Raw genomic sequence first — 22,855 nt, forward strand, 5'->3', positions numbered from 1 at the left:
ATTGATAACCGCGAAGTTTATGCATTAGCCGTAGACAATCATAGCGCCTGGAAGATTATTGCAGTAGCCATTTTACGCTGCACGGCTATCTCCAACACCTCTTAGGTTAAAAACGCGCGGTTAATTAACAAATGTGTTATAAATATGTACAAATAGTACAGGAGCGCCGGTGTGGATTGCCTTATTTTTAAAAACTCAATTATCATTCATAAATTTATGTTTCGGTTAAAATCTGTTTTTAAAAAATTCGCATTACTAATTGCTTTTTCGGCTTTCATAAGTACGGCCAGTGCAACTATTGTATCGTTCACAAAATCTCCTAAAAGCGTTACCTTCAAACTCGATAAGGGCTTAATGCAGCTCAATATCTGCATGGCAGATATTATCGAAGTGAGGTACACTATCCTCGATGCATTCAGTAATAAAGAGTCGCTGGTGGTTAACAATAAATGGCCACTGGCGGTGCCTTACATGGTAGCAGATGCTAAAACGGTGGTTACTATTACCACGGCTAAACTGAAGATCAAGGTTGACAAATTAACCAATGCCATTTCCTATTACGATCTAATTGGTAACGTGATCACCGCCGAGGATAGCAGCAATAAATCCATGTCGGCAGCTACCATTGCAGGTATCAATACTTATAACTGCACAACATCTTTCAACTCACCTGCCAACGAAGCCTTATACGGCATGGGTTGCCACCCGCTGGATTCGCTCTCTATCAACTATAAGGGCCGCAACCAGGATATGGCCATTAAGTATCTTACTGGTGCAATCCCTGTTATGCTGTCAACCAAAGGTTATGGTTTGATGTGGGATAATTATTCGGCCTCTAACTTTTATGGGGGAGAAGATGGTAACACCAAATTTAAATATGTATCGGAAAGCGGCAAACAGGTAGATTATTACTTTTTCTACGGTCCGGATTTTGATCAGATCATCAATTTGTACCGCACTGCTACCGGCCGTGCGCCGATGTTTGGCAAATGGGCCTACGGGTTATTCCAATCACAGGACCGTTACCTGAGCGAAGCCGAGATCCTGACGGTGAAAGATAATTACCGCAATAATCATATCCCTGTTGATGTGTTGGTACAGGATTGGTATTACTGGGATCCTTTGCCTATCGGTTCGCACATTATGAAGCCGGAACGTTACCCGCACCCTAAGCAAATGATTGATTCCCTGCACAAAGCCAACCTGCACGCCATGATCTCTATTTGGCCGGTTTTTGGCAAGGGTACACCCAACTACGATGCGCTCGACAAGATGGGCGGGCTTACCAGCATTACCTGGGATAACGTAGTAACCCATACTTTTGATACCTATTATGATGCCCATAATCCTAAGGCGCGCGGACTGTACTGGCAGCAAGCACGTGATAGCCTGGTAAAGCGCTACGATTGGGATGCCTGGTGGATAGATCAGTGCGAACCTGATAACGGCGCATTGCTGGACGAACGCCGCAAAGCAAATTTTTCGATAGGGAAGGGGATCGATTATTTTAATACCTACTCATTACAGCATACCAAAGGGGTTTACGAAGGCTGGCGCAGGGATATCCCGGGTAAACGGGCCTTTTTTTTGGTGAGGCAGTCGTTTGCAGGTGAGCAGAGAAACGCATCAACGCTATGGTCGTCTGATATTGAGTGTACCTTTGCTAACTTTAAAAACCAGGTGCCACAAGGCATAAATGCTTGTGCCTCGGGCGTTCCCTACTGGACATCAGATATCGGCGGTTATCACTACAAGTGGACCGCCCCTGATTGGTCAAAACCCGAATTTCGCGAACTGTTTACCCGCTGGTTTCAGTTTGGTGCATTTTCACCGATCTTCAGAATCCACGGGAAAGGGGAGCGGGCCATCTTCTCCAAAAACTGGGATGAAGACACCCGCGCTACCTTGCTTAAATACGATAAGCTCCGCTACCGTCTGCTGCCTTACATTTATTCGCTGGCCGGGCGCGTAAATCAAGATAATTATACAATGATGCGTGCGCTTACCTTTGATTTCCGGAACGACCCCAAGGTGTACGGCATTCCAGATCAATACATGTTTGGCCCTGCGTTTTTGGTAAACCCGGTTACTGCACAATTATACACTGGCGCCGGAGCCAGTGTTAAAAATAAAACCCGTGAGGTTTATTTGCCAGCCTCAACCAAATGGTACAATTTCTGGACCGGTGAAGTAAGCAATGGCGGGCAAAAGCTTACCGTTGATGTACCAATGGATATGATGCCGCTATATGTTAAAGCCGGCTCAATTATCCCGATGGGCCCGGTAATGGAATATGCTACCGAAAAGGCTGCGGATAAAATAGAACTGCGGATCTATCGGGGTGCGGATGGTGCGTTTAAATATTACGAAGACGAGAACGATAATTACAATTATGAAAGAGGCGCGAAAGCAACTTTCAGTCTTTCATGGAATGATAAACTCAGTCAGCTAACGATTTCTGAAACTAAGGGCAGCTTTAAGGGCATGCTGAAACAGCACACTTTTAACATTGTGATGGTAAGCGGTATGCATGGTTCAAATACTGGCACTGCTGATAAATTTGACAAGACTATTGTGTATAAAGGCCAAAAATTGGTAGAAAAAATATAAGCTGTAACATGCCGCCGTTACCTAAACTTTTGGCTTTAAGTGATGTTTATTAACTATGGATTTGAAACAAACAGCAATAATGCATGCAGCCCGTATCGGTGAAATACCGGTACTTAAAGAGTTAGCTGCCGAACATACTAATTTTGACTTTCAGGATGAAAAGGGTTACACCCCTTTGATCATTGCCTGCTACAACAATCAATACGAAGCCGCCAGGATATTACTGGACGGCGGTGCCAATATCAACGCAGGCGATTTTGGCGGTAATACCGCATTGATGGGCGTTTGCTTTAAAGGCTACCCGGATATTGCCGACTTGCTGATTGAAAAGGGTGCAAACCTAAACCAGCAGCATGGCAACGGCGGTACAGCACTAATGTTTGCGGCCATGTTCGGCCGTAACGATATGGTGAAAAAGTTGCTGGATAGCGGTGCTGACAAAACCATCCTGGATTCAAGGGGCTTGTCGGTTTTGGATTTGGCCGCACAGCAGGGCAATGAAGAAGCATTTAAAATAATAGAACAAGCATAAAAAAACAATGCCTCCCGATTTGGGAGGCATTGTTTTTTACATAAATCTTAGGCCGGAATCTTTCTCGGCTTTTCTCTTTCCCAAAAACGGTGCTGTTTGATAGCAGCAATAAACTCATCTGCTAATTGGGTTGGGTCTTCCCCAATAATAACACCCTCGTCAGATTCGATCTTTTTGCTGAAATAAGTTGCCTCCAGTACTTGTATAGCACCTGCATCCGCAGCGATCGCTTTGCAATGCTTAAAGGCCTCATTTAAAAAGTGGATGGCATCCGGTTCAGCTTCGATAGCAGCTACACTGTTAACGCCGCCCGGTACATATACCGCATCAAATAAAACGGAGGCTGCTCCAAGGAAACTTTCGTCCGCCTGGATTTGCTCATCATGTTGAGAGATAATAAAGCCGAGTTTCGGAGCAATAACATTAACCGCGCCGCCTGCTGCTTCAATGGCATTTTTTATAGTGGATAATGCTTTTTCATCTACTCCATCAGCGGCAAGTATCGCAACTTTACGGGTTTTAATACTGTCCTTAATGGTGTTGGCCATACTCAATGCATCTGATTTTTTGAGCGAACTTTCAAACTGAACAGATTCATAATCTGACTGATCTGCATCTGCGGGCACACTGTGGTTAATTGGCGACTCTGGTGTTGGTACGTGCAAACCTAAAGCATAAGCCACTTCTGCAGAGAGGCCTTTATCTATTAATGATAAAATGCCCAGCATCCGCTCGCGGATGGCAACGGTTTTTACTTTGCCCAGTTCGAAACTTAAAGCGTCAACAATATGGTTTTTCTCCGGGTCAGACTGGCTGTTGAAGAATAAGCGTGCCTGGCTAAAGTGATCAAGGAAGCTTTTGCTTCTCGCCCTGATTTTGCGGGCATCGATGCGTTCGTTATAACTTACATATCCACCTTCCGCAGCTTTTGCCTGCGCTGGTGAATTGCCCCCAAGGGTATTTGGGTTGTAGCTCACCTTGCCGGTATTGATTGCCTGGCGCATGTGGCCGCCACGCTGATTATTGTAAACCGGAACTACCGGGCGGTTAATTGGAATCTCCTGGAAGTTTGGTCCGCCTAAACGGGTTAACTGCGTATCAGTATAGGAAAACAACCGACCTTGTAAAAGTGGATCGTTAGTGAAGTCTATCCCTGGTACTACATGCCCTAAATGGAAAGCTACCTGCTCTGTCTCTGCAAAGAAATTATCAGGGTTACGGTTCAGTGTCATTTTACCAATGCGCTGTACCGGAACTAATTCTTCTGGAACCAATTTAGTTGAATCCAGCAGATCGAATTCAAACTTAAACTCATCCTCTTCGGGAATTATCTGTACGCCTAATTCCCATTCCGGGAAATTGCCGCTTTCAATAGCCTCCCAAAGGTCCCGACGGTGAAAATCCGGATCTTTACCAGATATAGCTTGTGCTTCGCTCCATGCTACCGAATGGACGCCCAAAAGTGGTTTCCAATGGAATTTTACAAAGCTGGCTACGCCTTCTGCATTTACAAAACGGAAGGTATGAACTCCGAATCCTTCCATCATACGCAAGCTGCGCGGCAAGGCACGATCACTCATTGCCCACATGACCATGTGCGAAGATTCCGGCATCAAAGAAATGAAATCCCAAAAAGTATCATGTGCAGAAGCTGCCTGTGGAATTTCGCTGTCCGGTTCCGGCTTAACAGCGTGGATCAGATCAGGGAATTTAATTGCATCCTGGATAAAGAATACCGGCATGTTATTACCCACCAAATCGAAGTTGCCTTCCTGGGTGTAAAATCTTACGGCAAAGCCGCGCACATCTCTTGCCAGGTCGCTAGACCCCTTGGAACCCGCTACTGTAGAAAAACGAACAAACACGGGTGTTTCTAAGCTTACGTCATTTAAAAATCCCGCCTTAGTCACCGCCGACTGATCTTCGTACAGTTTGAAGACACCATGAGCACCTGAACCCCGGGCATGAACCACGCGCTCAGGAATTCGCTCATGATCAAAATGAGTAATCTTTTCCCTTAGGATAAAATCTTCCAGTAAGGATGGACCGCGATCACCCGCTTTCAGTGAATTCTGATCGTCGTTGATCTTTAGTCCCGTATTGGTGGTCATCATGTGACCGGTTGCGTCGTCCCGGAATTCGCCCAGTTTATCAACTTTGACATTACCGGGGATTGCTGCAGGATTATCTGCTGGTTTATTGTTTGCCATTTCTTATAATTCTTATTATGCTTCTTCCGATGCCTGGTAATTGATATCGTTTTCTGCTACTTCAGTAAGTAATTCGTCTGCTGTTTTTTCTTCGGTTAGGGTTTGGTACAGCAACTCGGCTACGTCATCCAGTCCTAATGTTTTAGCTAGCTGAGTCAGGCCGCCGTAGGTTGCAATTTCGTAGTGTTCTACTTTCTGCGAGGCCAGTATAATACCCACATCACGGGTTGCTGTGCCTTGCTCTGTACTTTCTACTATACCACTGCCTTCTTTAGTGAGACCTTCCATAGCATCGCACTTTTTGGCTAAGGGTTCTTCGCCAAGGAGTGAAAATACTTTCTCCAAGCGTTCAACATGGCCTTTGGTTTGCTCCAGGTGATCTGTTATTGTTGTTTTTAATTTCGATGAAGTAGCTGCTGCTATCATCTTTGGAAGTGTTTTTACCAGGTGGTTTTCTGCCCAGTAAATGTCCATTATTCCATCTTTAAACAATTCTAATAAGGCGGGTTCCGCCGAAGGAGACGTTTTAGTGGAAAACTTTGGTTCAGAGTCAGTTGCTTTTTTCATGTTTATTATTGATTGATTTTGCGGAAATAGTATTTAAAACTATTAGTTGTAAAACCGATATTTGATTGAATTGTTTAATTAAATAGAAAATTATTTACCAATAAGTACAATTAAAATAACAGACAAGATTTCATTTAGCCGGATTTCATCCGCTTCTGAAACAGTAATGACAAACAAAATCTTTTGCTATGGCATTATCTAAATAAAAATGGAACTATGAGTAAAGTATGGTTTATAACAGGCTGCTCCACCGGATTCGGGCGCGAGCTGGCCAAAGAAGTATTATCAGCCGGTTACCGGGCTGCGGTGGCATCGCGAAATACAGATGATGTTAAAGATATAGTAGATAAATACCCCGATACAGCGATTGCAGTTAAATTAGATGTAACTAATGCAGATGAGATAGCAGGCGCAGTTACGCAGATCAATCAGCGATTTGGACAGATCGATGTCTTGGTGAACAACGCAGGTATTGGATATTTCGGTGCGATTGAAGAAAGTGAGGAGGATGAGGTGCGCCAGATGTTCGAGATCAACTTTTGGGGATTGGCCAATGTTACCAAAGCGGTATTGCCAACCCTGAGAGCGCAGCGCAGCGGCCATATTGTAAATATTGCTTCTATTGGCGGTCTGGTTGGGTTTCCTGGTGTTGGGTATTACAATGCTACGAAATTTGCGGTAGACGGTTTTTCTGATGCACTGGCAAAAGAAACTGCACCCTTAGGTATCAAAATAACTGTGGTATGCCCGAGTGGTTTCCGTACCGACTGGGCCGGCAGATCAGCAAATGATGCCAAAGTAGTGATAGCAGATTATAAAACTACTGCCGGTGCCAATAAGGACAATATCCGCGGCTACAGCGGCAAACAACCCGGCGATCCGGTGCTTGCAGTAAAAGCCATTGTGAAAGCTGTTGAGCAGGAGAACCCGCCGCTGCATTTATTGCTTGGCGCTGGCGCCCTGAAAGGCGGCCGTAACAAACTGGAAGTGCTGAAAAAAGACTTTGACGCATGGGAAGAAACCACGCTAGGCGCAGATTCTCCTTCAAAATAAACTAAACTTTTAAGCCGGCTGAAAAGCCGGCTTTATATTTTCTATAAAAGCTTAAATAACAGGCAATGTGTGAGATGATTGTTTTTTGGCATGATATTTATTCTATAGTTAACAATATAAACCATTAAATAAATATACCATGAAAAAGATCTTTTTAGCATCCGCCATAGTATTCACATTTGCTGCCGTTGCTGCAAATGCTCAAACTACCCCGGTAGTAAAACCAAGACAACCGGTTAAAACCAAGACTACCCCTACTACTCCAATTGTGCCGAACAATCCAACTATACCAACTTCGCCCACAACTCCAACAACACCAACTATGCCAACGGTGCCTACCACACCAACTGTACCGAATACGCCGACTAATCCGACTAACCCGTCGTATCCAACAACGCCGACTAACCCTGCGGTACCTGCTAACCCGGCAAATCCCACTAGTCCGACAAGTCCTACTAACCCTGGAAATCCTACTGTACCAGCTACACCAGGAGTTCCTGCTACACCAACAAGCCCTGTTCCACCAGCAACATCGCCGGTTTCAACACCTGCTACCAGACCTGGTAAGTAATAAGTTTTTTATAAATAGAAAAAAGACCAGCGACAATAACATCGCTGGTCTTTTTTATTTATTAAATAATTTAATTGTCGCGGATAGTTGGTGTAGCTACACTCCTAGAGCATTGAAAATCTCTTTCATTGAAAACCGGGCTCCGCAAACATGTTCATCTGCCGCCCCGTAGTAGACGGTGATCGTATCGCCATCATCTTCTACAATATGTCCATTCGTAAAAACTACATGGCCAAAAAATCCTGTCAGCTCATACGGTTCACTAGGTACCATAATGGGTTCTTCGGTTCGGGCTATAACCTTGTACGGATCATTGAGGTCCAATAGGAATGCCCCCAGGCAATATTGATGCTCGAAATTTGCACCATGATATATTTCCAGCCAGCCTTTTTCTGTTTTAATAGGGGAGCAGCCAGCGCCAACGCGTGCCCGATCCCAACTGTTTGGTCGGGTTTTTATAATGCACTGGTGGTTTCCCCAATGCTCACCGTCTGGTGATTGCGCCAGCCAGATATAATTACCGCCTATATCCACACTGCTTGGGCGGTGCAGCGCATAGAACATCCCGTTTATCTTTTCTTCAAATATGGCGCAATCTTTATTATGCGGCGGCAGAATCAACCCGTGATCCTCAAAAGTTTTCCAGTCGGTGGTAGTTCGCATACCTACGCCTACCCCGCTATCGCTTACTGCGGTAAAAGTGAGGTAGAATTTATCTTCTAAATGGGTAACGCGGCAATCTTCAATACCAAAAGTTTGCAAAGGGCCTCTGCCCACCAAATATTGGTAGCCTTCGGGCTGATAAAATTTAATACCATCGTCGCTGCAAAGCAGGCGCAGGTGCGATAGGGTGGTTAAGTAATCCACGCCTTTATAACGCACAACCCTGGCGTCAGTCGCAATCAGGTCGGCATCGTTCAAGGCAATTTCCATAATCTGCGTTTCGCCGGTTGCGGTTAATATGGGGAACGACACCACCACTTCGCTTTGCTGAGGGCGTTCGGCTACGCGCACCAGCAGCCAGGTTTTGCCCTCGTATTTAAACACACCTGGGTTTAACAGACAGGCAATGTGCAGCCCATCAAGACTTGCTTTAAGATGCGAAGGGGACAGCAAAGGGTTTTCCGGAAATCGTTTTGCAATATCTGCCATTTGAATTGTTATTAAATTTCAAAAGTAACAGGAAAATGATCTGATTGGTTCTTAGCAATTTAATTTAGGTCTTTGGCATCGCCGATTGCGTTGAACTATGCAGGTAAAATTACAAATGATATTTTATATTGGTTAGGCAGTTACATCTTGTGATGAACTGCCTTCAGTTTTATTTTATGCTGATAATCAACTGTATATATTAATTCGCGGCTGTTATTCATTGCTTGGAAATGTTCCGACTCTACCTGAATTTTTAAAATAGTAAACCAAGTTGACTTATTTTACTTCATGACATTTAAATTATACGGTGGTTAATATATCGCTGTACATTTGCTTAACGCTGTTAAATGATTTATAGCGGTTAACATATGGCAAGTAAAGACAGGATATTACGATTGAAAGAGGAGACCAGGGTCAACATCCTGGATGCTGCTCTTGATATTGTTAAAGAAGACGGATGGGCTGCCTTAAGCATGCGCAAAATTGCCGATAAGATTGAATACACTGCTCCAATCATTTATGAATACTTTGCCAATAAAGAAGCGATCTTGTTGGAACTTACCCGTAAAGGTTACCTGCTTTTAGCCGGGAAACTAAATGAGGTTAAGGCAAAATATAAATCCCCGGCAGATCAGTTGGAGGCGATGTGGCTGGAGTATTGGAACTTTGCCTTTGCAAACAAGGAGTTGTACCAGGGAATGTTTGGTATTACTACCAGCTGTGCCTGCGAAATGGTTAATAATTTACCGGAAGCCGAACTGCCATGGGATATTATCTCTGCATCCATTGGTGACCTTATGAAAATTGCCGATATGGATTCAGAGATCATTTGTACTAAGTATTATACATTTTGGTCGATAGTGCATGGTTTGGTTTCTATTAATTTGCTTAATCGCGGTAACACCGATGAAATCAACAAGCAGGTACTGAGAGATGCCATCACCGGAATAATTAAATCGATAACCCCTTAATTTTTTTAATTAATAAGATACAGTGTTAGATAATTTAACACTGTTAAAAATATAAAACATCTCCTTTATCAACTTTTAATATTATCAAATGAAACGAAAACTCAACCAAGATTCTAACCAGATGGTTAACACTGTTAAGTTTTTTAATGATGTTATAATGCCGGGTTTATTAAAAAATCGTTAGCAACGCTTCCCTTTAAGTAGCAATATCACAATAAGAACCTTACATTTTTCAATGCCATGCACACCATCAACTCAAACGAAACCATATACATTAACAGCCTTAGGGCTGCACTCCATCCTTTAAACTCACGCTCAAAATTAATCATTATGAAAAGTATCTTAATTGCAATCATAGCGATAGCTTTATTCAGCTGTTCGCCAAAGCCGCAGGCGGCACAGGCACCGCCACCGCCTGCATTACCGGTAGCCAGTGTAACATCCGGATCACAAACCACTTACCAGGAATACCCAGCTTCTATAGAAGGCACGGTTAACGTGGAAGTTCGCCCTCAGGTAGCTGGCGCCTTAGATAAGGTTTTTGTTGACGAAGGAGCATTTGTGTCTGCCGGTCAGCCGATCTTCAAAATAAACGAACAGCCTTACCGCGCTGCGTTAAACAACGCACTAGCAAGTTTACACGCAGCAGAAGCAGCTGGAGGCAACGCCCAATTGGAAGTTGATAAATTAACGCCACTGGTTGCCAACAAGGTAGTATCAGATTACCAATTAAAAACTGCCAAATCATCTTTCCAGGTTGCCAAAGCGAATATCGAATCCGCTAAAGCTAATGTAGCAACTGCGCAGATCAACGTGGGTTATACCCTGATCAAAGCACCGGTAAGCGGGTACATTGGTCGCCTGTTGAAGAAACAGGGCAGCTTGGTGTCTCCGCAGGATGTTGATGCTTTAACCCAGCTGTCTGATGTGCACGATGTACACGTTTATTTCTCCTTGGGCGAAAAAGACTTTGTCGCCTTTAAAGCCCAATACCCGGGTGCTACCCTTGGCGATAAGCTTAAAAACCTGCCGGCAGTAGCTTTACTTTTATCTGATAACAGCGAATATGCCAAACAGGGCCATATTGATATGATCGACGGGCAGTTTGATAAAACTACAGGTGCCATAACGTTGAGAGCAAGCTTCAGCAATCCACAAGGGTTGTTGCGCAGTGGCAACACCGGTAAAGTAAGGTTAAGCCTCCAGCATGCCGATGCCCTTATCGTTCCTGAATCTGCTACCATAGAGATGCAGGATAAGGTATTTGTATTCGCATTAGCGGATAGCAACAAAGTGAAAAAACTACCAATCACTATTGTGGGTAAAAGCGGCAGCAATTACCTGGTTACCGATGGCATTAAAGCCGGCGATCAGATCGTGTTGAGTGGTATAGATCACTTGCAGGAAGGCACCGTGATCGCCCCGCAAAAAGCAGTTGCCGATAAAGCAGTTGCCGCTTTAAAAAACTAATCACCAGACCAAGGAGGTCCAAGATTTAATAATAGAGAATCCGGGAGTCAAGATAAAGGTATGCAATAACGGGTCGAAATTTGTCTCCCTGCATCTTAAATTTTGCCTCCTACAACAACAAAAGTAATGTTTCAAAAATTTATAGAACGGCCGGTACTTTCCACGGTAATCTCCATATTATTGGTGATATTAGGTGTGCTTGGCTTAACAAAATTGCCCTTACAACAGTTTCCTGATATTGCACCGCCCGCGGTGCTGGTAGCCGCTGTTTATCCCGGCGCCAATGCCGAAACCGTATTGCGTTCCGTAGCACCATCGTTAGAAGAGTCTATTAATGGTGTGGAGGGGATGAGCTATATGAGTTCAACCGCCAGCAACGATGGCTCCCTGGCCATTACCGTTTACTTTAAACAGGGTACCAATCCGGATCAGGCCGCGGTTAACGTACAAAACCGGGTAACACAGGCAACCAGCCAGTTACCGGCGGAAGTTGTACAGCAGGGTATCACTACCACCAAGCAACAGAACAGCTTAATTGGGGCTATCGGCATTTACACCGAGGATCCCAAAAAATACGATCAGACCTTTGTTGCCAACTATGCTGCCATCAATATCATCCCCGAAATTAAAAGGATCCAGGGGATTGGTTCGGCTGTAATATTTGGGGGCGTAAAAGATTACTCTATGCGGGTGTGGCTCAATCCCGGCCAAATGGCTTCTTACAAAATAACACCGGCCGAGGTAATGGCTGCTATACAGGATAAAAACCTGGAGGCGGCGCCGGGTAAACTTGGCGAGCGCAGCAACGAGACCTTTGAATATGTAATAAAATACAAAGGCAAGCTCACCAAGCCCGAAGAATATCAAAATATCGCTATCCGCGCAAACGCAGATGGTTCAGTATTACATTTAAAAGACGTTGCCCGTGTGGAACTGGGTGCTTACTCATACACCAGTGCTACCCACTTAAATGGTAAAGATGGTATCGGGATCGGGTTAATTCAGTTAGCCGGATCAAACGCCAACGAAATACAACTGGCCGTTGATAAAGTAATGGAAAAGGCTGCCAAAGATTTTCCGGCGGGTATCAAATTCAACCAGTTTTACCGTACAAAAACAGCGCTTGATGAATCTATAACCCAGGTACAGCATACTTTAATAGAGGCCTTTATATTAGTGTTCCTGGTTGTGTACCTGTTCTTACAGGATTTTAGGTCGACATTGATCCCGGCTATTGCAGTACCGGTTGCCATTTTAGGTACATTCTTCTTCATGAGTCTGTTTGGGTTCAGCATTAACCTGCTTACCTTGTTTGCCCTCGTGCTCGCCATCGGTATTGTGGTGGATGATGCCATTGTGGTTGTTGAGGCGGTACATGCCAAGATGGAGCATGAGCATCTTGCCCCAAAAGCAGCTACAACTAAAGCCATGCACGAAATTACCGGTGCTATCATTTCCATCACACTGGTAATGGCCGCGGTATTTCTACCGGTAGGTTTTATGGAAGGATCCACCGGGATCTTTTACAGGCAGTTTGCCTTTACCATGTCAATAGCTATCCTGATCTCTGCGGTTAATGCGTTAACCTTGAGTCCGGCCCTGTCAGCTTTATTTTTAAAAGATACGCATGCCGTAAAAGCCGACGGAACACTTACGGTGAAGAGGAGCTATAAACAAAAATTCTTCGATGGTTTTAACAGCAGTTTCAGTTCGATAACAGATCGTTACGTAGGCGGTATTAAGTTTCTGATCCGGAATAAATGGGTGAGCATGGGTGGCCTGGCGCTAATTACGGTGTTTACAGTTTACCTGGTATCCACTACCAAATCAGGCTTTATTCCTACAGAAGATCAGGGATTCGTAGCCATCTCGGTGTCCACGCCGTCCGGTACTTCGCTGGATGCTACCACCAAAATGCTCAGCAAAGCCGAGAAGGAATTGCGCGCATTACCCGCCGCAAGGTTTGTTACTGCAATATCTGGCTTCAATTTATTAACCAACTCCAACAGCCCGTCGGCGGCGGTAGTATTCGTATTGCTTAAACCGAATGAGGACAGGGGAGAAGTGAAGGATATTAATGAAATTCAAAACATCATCAGGGGGAAATTAGGAGCAATTACCCAGGGTACTTTCTTTGTTTTTAGTTTTCCTACTGTTCCTGGTTTTAGTAACGTAGAGGCACTGGATGTAGTATTACAGGATAAAACAGGTGGCAAGCTGGATAAGTTTAGTGGTGTTGCCAACAATTTTATCGGCAAGCTGATGGCGAAACCAGCGATAGCTTACGCCTTTACCAGCTTCAAGGCGGATTATCCGCAATTGCAATTGGAAGTTGACGATGAAAAAGCCAACCAGTTGGGTGTTAATGTTAAAGATATTTTGCAAACCATGCAAGCCTACTTCGGCAGTGCGCAGGCATCAGATTTCAACCGATTCGGTAAATACTACCGCGTGGTGGTACAGGCTGATATTGCCGACAGAACCGATGCTGCCGCTATCGACCGGGTATTTGTAAAAAATAAAACGGGCGAAATGGTGCCGATCAATACACTGGTAAAATTAACCCGGGTGTATGGTTCAGAAACTGCCTCCCGGTATAACCTCTTTAATTCTATCCAGGTAAATGCTATTCCTAAGCCTGGTTATAGTTCTGGTGATGCCATCAAGGCTATCCAGGAGACCGCCAAAGAAGAACTGCCATCAGGATTTGATTACCAGTTCTCGGGCCAAACCCGCGAGGAGATCTCATCGGGCGGGCAATCAGCCATCGTATTTATGCTGTGTTTGGTATTCGTATACTTCCTGTTATCGGCACAATACGAAAGCTACATATTGCCGCTGGCGGTTATCCTTTCCATCCCTACCGGTATTTTCGGGGTATTTGCGGTGCTGGGATTAACCGGTATCGAAAACAATATCTACGTACAGGTAGCGCTGATCATGCTTATTGGCCTGTTGGCCAAGAACGCCATCCTGATCGTAGAGTTTGCTGTACAACGCCGTAAAGAGGGCAATAGCCTGGTAAATTCGGCTATTGAAGCTGCAAGGCTAAGGTTAAGGCCGATCATTATGACTTCGCTGGCCTTCGTATTTGGTTTGTTCCCGATGAGTATCGCAACCGGCCCATCTGCTCAGGGTAACCACTCTATCAGTATCGGCGCAGCCGGCGGGATGGTATCCGGCGTATTGCTGGGCTTGTTCATTATTCCGGTTCTGTTTGTGATCTTCCAGCATCTGCAGGAAAAAATAAGCGGCGCACCGGTAGCAAAGCACTTAGATAAAAAAGCGAATAACAACGGCGAGCACGCTGAACTACATACCGAATTGAGGTAAACAGAAACTTGCATCAGCCCGGCATCGCTGTCGCTTGTCACCCCTCTCTACAAAGTAGAGAGGGGAAGGCAAAGCCAATAAGATTAATTCACCCTCTTTGCGAAGCAGAGAGGGTTGGGCAGCGGAGCGAACCCGGGGTGAGTTCTTACCAAGCCACTTACAAATTTTTAAATTAATACAATGAAAAATATATTAAGCAAACTGGCCTTTACACTGGTTGTACTAACCGGTTGTTCAGTTTCAAAAGACATTTCTACACCTAAGCCGGCGCTGCCTGCCGAGTTCAGGAATGCGGCAGCAACAGCTGATACAGCCAGTGTTGCGGATATTCCCTGGAAGAATTTCTTTGCGGATGCTACCCTGCAAAAGCTGATCGACAGCGCCATCGTAAAAAACTACGATATGCAAATAGCGGTTAAAAACATCGAGGCATCGCAGCTGGAGTTTAAGCGGGTGAAGTGGGACTATGTACCCTCTGCTACTTTAAACGTTGCAGCCAGCACTAACCGCCCAAGTGATAACAGCCTAAATGGCTTGAGTCTGAACCAGTTTATCGGCACCAAACATATTGAAGATTATTCTGCCAACCTTGCGCTGTCATGGGAAGCAGATATTTGGGGGAAGATCAAAAACCGCCAGCGCAGTGCGTTGGCCCAGTACCTGCAAACCGCAGAAGCAAAAAAACTGGTGCAAACAAATATTGTAGCCAGTGTATCGCAAGGTTATTATAACCTGCTGATGCTGGACGAACAACTCAACATCGCGCAGCGAAATGTAAAGCTGAATGATAGCACCTTGCGCATTATCCGTTTACAATATGATGCCGGGCAGGTAACCTTGCTGGGCGTTCAGCAGGCAGAGGCGCAGCGGCAAGCTGCAGAGCAATTGGTGCCACAGTTTGAACAGAATATCGCGATACAGGAAAACGCCCTGCGCATTTTAACTGGTGAATTGCCTGATAAAATTGCAAGGAGCACGAAACTGGACGACCTGGTAGTTCCCGAAACATTAGCTGCGGGCGTACCATCTGAAATGGTGAGCCGCAGGCCGGATGTGAAAACATCTGAATTAGCCTTGACTATTGCAAACGCAAATGTAGGTATGACCAAGGCAGAAATGTACCCTGCGTTGCGGATCACCGCACAAGGGGGTGTAAACTCCTTTAGGGCAAGTAACTGGTTCAATATCCCTGCCTCGCTGTTTGGCGTGGTAATGGGTAGCGTGGTGCAGCCTTTGCTTGATCATAAGCAGCTGAGCACAACCTACAAAGTGGCGCAGGTAGAAAGAGAAAAAAATGTGTTACAGTTCCGCCAAACCGTTTTGAACGCCGTTGGCGAAGTGAGCGATGCTTTAGTAAGAATAGAAAAGCTGAAACAACAGCAGGCTATCGCTGCCAATCGTGTTAAAACCCTGCAACAGGCAACTACCAACGCTAACCTGTTGTTTAAAAACGGTATGGCTACTTACCTGGAAGTGATTACAGCCCAGGGCAATGTGCTGCAAAGCGAGCTGGAATTAGCATCGGTAAAGCGCACCCAACTGGATGCCGTATCAGAACTTTACCGCTCCTTAGGCGGCGGCTGGAGATAATAAACGGCCCTTTATTTATCTATGAAATGGATGCCCCGATGATAATTCGCCGGGGCATTTTTTTTTTGAGAAATCTCGGGTATATAATTTCTAATGAATTATAGATTTTTTGGACATATCTATTTAGTAAGATTTTATAACTTAAAATCCGGTAAAGTGTAAAATCCCCTGCAGTCGCAATTGTCTTCAATTGTGGTTTGTTTTTAATGTGCCGGGATGCTATAAGTATAAAATTGCGTTTGTAAATACGGCTGTTCTTTAAACTTCAACCAACCAAATCATTTGTTCGGGCTTGTTCGGGCTTGTTCGGGCTGTTTACGCTAGTTTTTAGCGTTTGCGTAACGAGCGCGAACAGCCTTTGTAGTCCTGTAGCTCACGCGTTAAGGATGGGCGCGGATACCGGCCCGTGGCTAATGCCTGTGCAGTATGAGCAGACAGCCTGGGCCGAAGGCAACGCCCCAAAGAGTGTAAATGTCCAAGCAACACCCAAAGCTCTGATTGGTAATTAGCAATAATCTATATTGGAAAAATTAAGCAGGTGAAATTTCCTAAGCAGGAGCGCATGCTGGCTAGTGGAACTTATCCGGCTATGCAGGTTCCGGGTATGCCCCAATATGCTGGGCGGTGGCTGGTTAATTAATAAGCGTTAAGCGGTTTAGGTAAAGTATGCCGCGGTGATCATTCGCTGGTGCATTGTTTGTTAAAAAAAAAAGCCCCCCTGCTTTTACAAACAGGAGGACTTTACCTATCAACCCTAACAAAAATTATTTACTTGCCAAAATATCTACCTTTTCAATACTCGGCGCTAATGCTAATAAATGCGGTGCATTTTCCATTAATGCGGCGGCAATTTTGCCGGCTAAGTGCGCGTTGCGGCCATCTTCACCTGCAAAGGTATCCATGATGCCGAAGGTGCTTTCGCTTATACGGAAAGCATACCAATTAATGGTTTCCGGTTCTTCAGATAAAAGTGGCAAGGCGCTTTTTAAAAATGCTGCAACTTCATCTTCTTTTCCGGGCTTGGCAACAAGCTTTACTAATAGTCCTTTAGTGATCATGATGTTTTTTATAGGTAGATGTATGAGGAATTACGAAAATAAAAAGCGGTTGGTTTTTCAAAATCAATTAAATTCAAATACAACACCTTACAAGCAAAGCGCCCCGGCTTTATCAGTCGGGGCGCTTTGCTTTGTAACGCTGAACCTGCAGATCACGCGTTGGTTTTATAGGATCGCTCATCGGTCTAAATGCTCACCATAGTCAGCCACCTATTAGAAATTCTTGCGCAAAGTAACCCCGTACATTCTTGAGTTGCCCAGGTGCGATGCCCCAAAATCGTAGGCTTAATCTATATAGCGTTTGTTGCTTAAATTAGTGCCCCATACAAACACATCAAATTGTTTGGTAGCTACGCCTAAACGGGCATTAAAGGTACTGTAAGCTTTTTGCTGGTTCTGGTTAGCCAGGTCGAAGTACTGGTCGCCAATGTAGCGCCATTCTCCGCGGGTAATCAGTGTGATAGCTTTGCTAATGCTATAAAGCAGCTAATTTTTTCATAAAATAAAAAGCGGATATGATGTTTAATCATATCCGCCGCAAAGAAAAGGTTTTATTATTTGAGTGAATAGATCCAGTTGACGATCTTCCTGGTATCGGCAGGTTTCAGCGCCGGGTGGGCAGGCATATCCACATCGCCCCAAACACCGTGGCCACCCGTAACGATCTTCTTCATTAGGTGAGCCGTAGATGCTGCGTTGTTTGGATATTTCTTAGCCACTTCTGTAAAAGCAGGGCCTACTGATTTCTCAGCAATTTTATGACAGGCTGAGCAATCTAATGAGATCATTAGCGATTTACCTGCAGCATTTGCCTTCATATTAGCCACTTTAAATTTCATGTCCGGTGAATCTTGCCCGGCAAGTACGGTGGTTGTTTTGGCTTCACTAAATGCGCCTTCTTCATCCTTGGCCTGTACAGATACGGTATAGTTACCTTTTTTGGTATAGATATAACTAAGTTTTGGAATGATGGTAGTTTTAGTTACGCCATTGCCCAGTTTCCAAACGTAGGTCATTTTGTTTTTCTCCGGATCAGTTGCCTTTACGGTCAATACAGTAGTTAACGGAATAGCTCCGTAACCTTTACTGGATGTTACGGAAGAAACTTCTGGTGCGCGGTTCCCGCTGTTATAATCTAAACGGGCAATACCGGCATCCTTATTTTTGGCAAACCAGCCCGAACCATATTCCAGCACGTAAATTTTACCATCGGGGCCGGTTTCCATGTCTATTGGGTTATTGAATTTGGTGCCGGCCATAAATGGTTCCATTTTATCCAGGTCGCCATTTGGCTGCAGGGTAAGCAGTTTAATCCATCCGCGGATCCAGTCGTAAAAGATCACCTTTTTGTCAAAATAATCGGGCATGCGGGTTGCTTTAGGGTACATGTCGGTATAATAAGCTGGACCGGCCATAGCGTTACGGCCACCTGTACCAACCTGCGGGAAATCAGGCGATGCTGCGTAAGGGTACCAGATAAAGGCAGGCTGTGCCGGCGGTAATTCTCTTAAACCAGTGTTATTTTTCGAATCATTCACCGGGTGCATAGGGTCAAAAGCAGGGCCCGATTTGCCGGTTGCATAATCGTAAGGATGGTATGCGTAGTTATTGCCTACAAAGAATGGCCAGCCAAAAAAGCCTGCTTTGCGGGCCTGGTTAAACTCATCGTAACCACGCGGTCCGCGGGTTTCCAAACTATCGTTCTGCGCATCAGGGCCAACTTCACCCCAGTACAGGAATCCGTTCTTCTGATCTACCTGGATACGGTAAGGGTTCCTGTCACCCATAACGTAAATTTCAGGGCGGGTCTTCTCTGTACCCGGTTTAAATAAATTGCCTTCCGGGATGCTGTAAGTGGCATCGTCATTCAGTTTAATCCTAAGGATTTTGCCGCGCAGGTCATTACTGTTACCTGCCGAACGCCTTGCATCGTGATTAAGGAATTCCGCACGGTCATCTAGGGGAGCAAATGCACGGGTGTTAAAAGGTTTTTTACCCGGCTCGTCAAACGGTGTAGAGTTATCTCCAGCAGAGACAAACAACGTACGATTTGGGCCTAAGGCAATTGAGCCGCCGGTGTGGCAGCAGATTTCGCGCTGAGAATAAAATTGTAAAATTACTTTCTCGGTTTTGTTATCGATTGTATCACCGGTCATGGTGAATCGCGACAAGCGGTTAACCGAAGTATCAGAAGGGCTGTAGAAAATGTAAACCCAATGATTTTTTGCAAAGTCCTGATCTGCATGCATGCCTAATAAACCTTCCTCGGCATTTACGCCTTTGGTATGCGTTTTCCAATACACATTCAGGAAACCTGCCTGTTTAACGGTTTTGGTTGCGCTTTTGTACAGCATGATTTCGCCGCGGCGTTGCGCTACCAAAATATCCAGGTTTGGCAATACGCTCATTTCTGTCGGCTCAAATAAAGTATTTTCGTTCAATTGTGTTTTAACGAAACGGTTCTCTTCCGGCACGCGCAGGGTGGTGGCTTTGCTGTAATCCAGTTTTTTATTATCACCAATGGCCCATTGTATTCCGCCTAAAAGGTGATTCAGGTAAACAGGGTCGCTATAAGACTCATCGGTATGCCCCATTTCGGTATAAAACGAACGACCATTCTCGAAATTTTGATACCACGCCATCGGGTGGTCACCATTATTTGTACCGCCTTTGTAGCTGGTCTCGTCAATCTTAATCAGTACATGAATTTTTTTGCTGATCATTTTAAAGTTGTACCACTCGTCTTTCCTGCGCCAAACATCGGGCAGGTTTTTTGTAGACGGGTGACCCTTGTCAACTACGTTTAAGTTAGCTTCCTGTTGCTGAGGGTGACTGCTGAAATAGGCACCTACCAGTCGGCCATAGTATTTCCAGTCGTATTCAGCGTCAGCGGCAGCATGTACGCCAACAAAATTACCGCCTGCCTGCATATAGCGCTCCAGGTCGGCCTGCTGATAGTTGTTCAGCATATAGCCTGTAGTATGCAAAAATACAACCGCCGAATATTTGCTCAAATTAGCTTCGGTGATCTTTGTAGCATCAGAGGTACTATCAACCAGGAAGTTGTTCTCCCGGCCCAGTTTCATAATAGCAGGTACCCCTACGGCAATGCTTTCGTGGTGATAGCCCGATGTTTTAGTGAACACCAGGATTCGTGGTTTTACAGGAATTTTACTGAAACTGAATAGCATCACGCATAGCGCCAGCAAACAAGTAATTTTCAATCGCATAATTTATAAGTTGGATGGTTTTATAATCAGCACAATAATACACAAATTATCATTGTGTATTATTTACGCATTAAATATAATATTTTAAGGCTTAAGTATATATGCGTATCTTAAATATTACATATCAGCCCATGTTAGTTTAAATATCGCGACACTTCTTTATAATTTTGATCTTTAACTATAATTTATGCAAATTCAGTAATTCTTAAGCTATACAACTATCATGGATTTATTTAAAACCGTTACCGAATCGCAAACCACCCTTACCGAACTGATGATACCCTCATACGCCAACTTTGGTGGTAAAATTCATGGTGGTATTATCATGAGCCTGATGGATAAGGTGGCTTATGTTTGTTCGGCCAAGCATGCCGGCGCATATTGCGTTACTGCCTCGGTAGAGGATATTGACTTTCTGGCGCCGGTTGAGGTAGGGGAGTTGGTGTCCTTAATGGCATCGGTAAATTATGTAGGGAAAACATCATTGGTTGTAGGCATTAAAGTTATTTCGGAGAATGTAAAAACCCACCATGTAAAGCATACCAATACCAGTTACTTTACCATGGTAGCGATGGATGATAACCATATACCCTTGCAGGTGCCCGGATTGATATTGCATACTGATGTAGAGATCCGCCGTTTTTACCAGGGGCTTTACCGCAAGCAGTTAAAGAAAGACTACCGCAGAGAAGAAGCCCGTGTAAAGACGGATTTTGAGATGGACCAAACAATTGAAGTTTTGAAAGCGGAAAGGTGCAGGATTGAAAGAGCGAAATGAAAGAAATTGCGGAGATGGCATGAATTATTTCAGCCTCGTTGCGTAAGAGAAGGTCAGCCAGCGTTGTGAAAATGAAGGTATATTTTGCTGCAAGCGATAATTAGTCGCATTGCAGCTTTTACAAACGCTCGTTTTCTATTCCGGCGCTAAGGCATTAGTTCACCAATACTTGCTCAGCCTTCCGCTGTTCACCAATTTCTTTCCGCACCACTGGGGCTACCTGCGTACCAAATAACTCAATAGCTTTTAAGATACCGGTATGCGAGGTGTGTCCGGTTACGAGTTGTGCCAGGAAACGCGTATTTTTAAACAAGTGATATTGCGACATTATTTTATCGATAGCCATTTGCACGTTGCCCACAACCAACGGTCCGTCGTTGCGTAGATATTCAAATTGCTCTTTGCTCATGGGCGACCAGCCCCGGTCTTTCCCCACCCGGTTCATGAGTGCCTCGTACGATGGGTAAAATTCGTTTGCAGCCTGCTGGTTAGTCTCCGCCAAATAAAACTGAGAGCTGATGCCTAATTGCAGTTGGCTCACATCATGGCCGGCCTTTTCAGCCGATTCGCGGTAAAGTTCTACAAACGGGACAAAGTGTTTAGGTGCGCTACCTAAAATAGCAATAGTCATCGGCAGGTTTAAGCGACCTGCGCGTTTGGCAGATGCAGGCGTACCGCCAACCCCCAGCCATATCGGGATCTCATTTTGCAGCGGTCGCGGGTAAATACCCTGGTTTTGGATAGGTGCACGAAACTCACCTTTCCACGTAAGCTTTTCAGTTTTATTGATCTGCATCAGCATATCCAGCTTTTCATTGAACAACGCGTCGTAGTCATTCAGATTGTAGCCAAATAAAGGATAAGATTCAATAAAAGAACCCCGCCCTGCAAGGATCTCTGCCCGCCCGCCACTGATCAGGTCAACTGTGGCAAAGTTCTGGAAGGTACGTACGGGATCAGCAGAACTTAATACTGTAACTGAACTTGATAGGCGGATGTTTTTGGTAACCGAGGCCGCAGCGGCCATAAAGATCTCTGGCGCCGAGATCACAAAATCCGGGCGGTGATGCTCACCAAAGGCAAAAACATCTAATCCAACTTCATCGGCCAGTTTAACCTCTTCCAATAATTGCTGCACACGTTTGTGTGCATTAACCGCATTTCCCGGTTTGCCATCCGGGCTAACTTCGCCAAATGTGCTGATGCCTAATTCCATGTTTTTAATCCTGTTTTGCCTGGTATTTATAATGTAATTGTTTCAGCGTTTCTTCGGCCACATCGTCTGCGGAATAACCATAACCGGTTACCAGTATGCCTTTGGCACCTGCCGGAGATTGGAGCGCATAAACCGTTGCTTCATCAGCCGGGTCTGAAGGGCCCTCGTAGCGGTATACATCAACAATTTCGAATTCATCTGCTGGGTAGCTTTGCTCGTCAGCTTTAAGATGATTCTGCTCCAGGTTAAAATCAAGCGTAAAGCCCTGCGTTTTTAATTTTTCGATAGCCTCGGTAACCGTGGCATAATGGAATTTCTGTTTCATAGGGTCCTGATCAGTTTTATATAACACAAACTTATAAAAAGCAGTTTGTTTTACGCTTGCCTGCAGGATCAATGTATTGTAAAGATGTGTGCTGCCTAAACGGCGTGTAGCTGTAGCTTTGACATCTATGGCTGCAATGCTAAGTGATGAAACTACCCTGGATCATTTATCATCTCCATCTTTTATAGG

At 44.8% G+C, this 22,855-nt stretch carries 16 protein-coding genes; 8 read left to right on the forward strand and 8 right to left on the reverse strand.

Annotated features, from left to right (window positions below):
- Positions 1 to 216 precede the first annotated feature (216 nt).
- Positions 217 to 2,610 carry a hypothetical protein gene (locus A0256_12775; GenBank protein AMR32233.1) on the forward strand — a complete coding sequence of 798 codons (2,394 nt, stop codon included), beginning with the start codon at positions 217 to 219 and terminating at the stop codon, positions 2,608 to 2,610.
- Between the two features lie 55 nt (positions 2,611 to 2,665).
- On the forward strand, positions 2,666 to 3,142 hold the full coding sequence (locus tag A0256_12780) for a hypothetical protein (protein AMR32234.1): 477 nt from the start codon (positions 2,666 to 2,668) through the stop codon (positions 3,140 to 3,142).
- 47 nt (positions 3,143 to 3,189) lie between these two features.
- On the opposite strand, the gene katE is transcribed toward A0256_12780, so the two are convergent.
- Both katE and A0256_12790 read right to left on the reverse strand, forming a co-directional pair.
- Entirely contained in the window at positions 3,190 to 5,352 is a 2,163-nt protein-coding gene (gene katE / locus A0256_12785; GenBank protein AMR32235.1) for a catalase HPII, read from the reverse strand.
- A 15-nt stretch (positions 5,353 to 5,367) separates the two neighbouring features.
- On the reverse strand, positions 5,368 to 5,919 hold the full coding sequence (locus A0256_12790) for a rubrerythrin family protein (GenBank protein ID AMR32236.1): 552 nt from the start codon (positions 5,917 to 5,919) through the stop codon (positions 5,368 to 5,370).
- Positions 5,920 to 6,135: 216 nt separating this feature from the next.
- Here A0256_12790 and A0256_12795 point away from each other — a divergent pair, with 216 nt between their 5' ends.
- A complete protein-coding gene (locus A0256_12795; GenBank protein AMR32237.1) occupies positions 6,136 to 6,972 on the forward strand; it encodes a short-chain dehydrogenase/reductase in 837 nt (278 codons plus the stop codon).
- Positions 6,973 to 7,173: 201 nt separating this feature from the next.
- On the opposite strand, the gene A0256_12800 is transcribed toward A0256_12795, so the two are convergent.
- Together A0256_12800 and A0256_12805 are read right to left on the reverse strand one after the other, a co-directional pair.
- Complete coding sequence (locus tag A0256_12800) at positions 7,174 to 7,410, reverse strand: hypothetical protein (protein ID AMR32238.1); 237 nt, start codon at positions 7,408 to 7,410, stop codon at positions 7,174 to 7,176.
- 229 nt (positions 7,411 to 7,639) lie between these two features.
- A complete protein-coding gene (locus tag A0256_12805) occupies positions 7,640 to 8,695 on the reverse strand; it encodes a glycosidase (protein AMR32239.1) in 1,056 nt (351 codons plus the stop codon).
- 368 nt (positions 8,696 to 9,063) lie between these two features.
- Between A0256_12805 and A0256_12810 the strand changes: the two genes are divergently transcribed.
- The 4 genes from A0256_12810 to A0256_12825 all read left to right on the forward strand — a co-directional run bounded on the left by A0256_12810 (position 9,064) and on the right by A0256_12825 (position 16,059).
- Positions 9,064 to 9,666, forward strand: a complete 603-nt coding sequence (locus A0256_12810) for a TetR family transcriptional regulator (GenBank protein ID AMR32240.1) — start codon at positions 9,064 to 9,066, stop codon at positions 9,664 to 9,666.
- A 330-nt stretch (positions 9,667 to 9,996) separates the two neighbouring features.
- Positions 9,997 to 11,136: an efflux transporter periplasmic adaptor subunit gene (locus tag A0256_12815; protein ID AMR32241.1), complete on the forward strand. Its 1,140-nt coding sequence runs from the start codon at positions 9,997 to 9,999 to the stop codon at positions 11,134 to 11,136.
- Positions 11,137 to 11,262: 126 nt separating this feature from the next.
- Entirely contained in the window at positions 11,263 to 14,469 is a 3,207-nt protein-coding gene (locus A0256_12820) for a multidrug transporter AcrB (protein AMR32242.1), read from the forward strand.
- A gap of 180 nt (positions 14,470 to 14,649) precedes the next feature.
- Complete coding sequence (locus A0256_12825; protein AMR32243.1) at positions 14,650 to 16,059, forward strand: RND transporter; 1,410 nt, start codon at positions 14,650 to 14,652, stop codon at positions 16,057 to 16,059.
- A gap of 764 nt (positions 16,060 to 16,823) precedes the next feature.
- Here A0256_12825 and A0256_12830 read toward each other — a convergent pair.
- Complete coding sequence (locus tag A0256_12830; protein AMR32244.1) at positions 16,824 to 17,117, reverse strand: antibiotic biosynthesis monooxygenase; 294 nt, start codon at positions 17,115 to 17,117, stop codon at positions 16,824 to 16,826.
- A 554-nt stretch (positions 17,118 to 17,671) separates the two neighbouring features.
- Positions 17,672 to 20,347: a Crp/Fnr family transcriptional regulator gene (locus A0256_12835; GenBank protein ID AMR32245.1), complete on the reverse strand. Its 2,676-nt coding sequence runs from the start codon at positions 20,345 to 20,347 to the stop codon at positions 17,672 to 17,674.
- A gap of 223 nt (positions 20,348 to 20,570) precedes the next feature.
- Between A0256_12835 and A0256_12840 the strand changes: the two genes are divergently transcribed.
- Positions 20,571 to 21,125, forward strand: a complete 555-nt coding sequence (locus A0256_12840; protein AMR32246.1) for an acyl-CoA thioesterase — start codon at positions 20,571 to 20,573, stop codon at positions 21,123 to 21,125.
- 154 nt (positions 21,126 to 21,279) lie between these two features.
- Here A0256_12840 and A0256_12845 read toward each other — a convergent pair whose 3' ends face one another.
- Entirely contained in the window at positions 21,280 to 22,341 is a 1,062-nt protein-coding gene (locus A0256_12845; protein AMR32247.1) for a luciferase, read from the reverse strand.
- Positions 22,342 to 22,345: 4 nt separating this feature from the next.
- Positions 22,346 to 22,666 carry a hypothetical protein gene (locus tag A0256_12850; protein ID AMR34537.1) on the reverse strand — a complete coding sequence of 107 codons (321 nt, stop codon included), beginning with the start codon at positions 22,664 to 22,666 and terminating at the stop codon, positions 22,346 to 22,348.
- Between the last annotated feature and the right edge of the window lie 189 nt (positions 22,667 to 22,855).

This window comes from Mucilaginibacter sp. PAMC 26640 (assembly GCA_001596135.1).
Lineage (GTDB): Bacteria > Bacteroidota > Bacteroidia > Sphingobacteriales > Sphingobacteriaceae > Mucilaginibacter.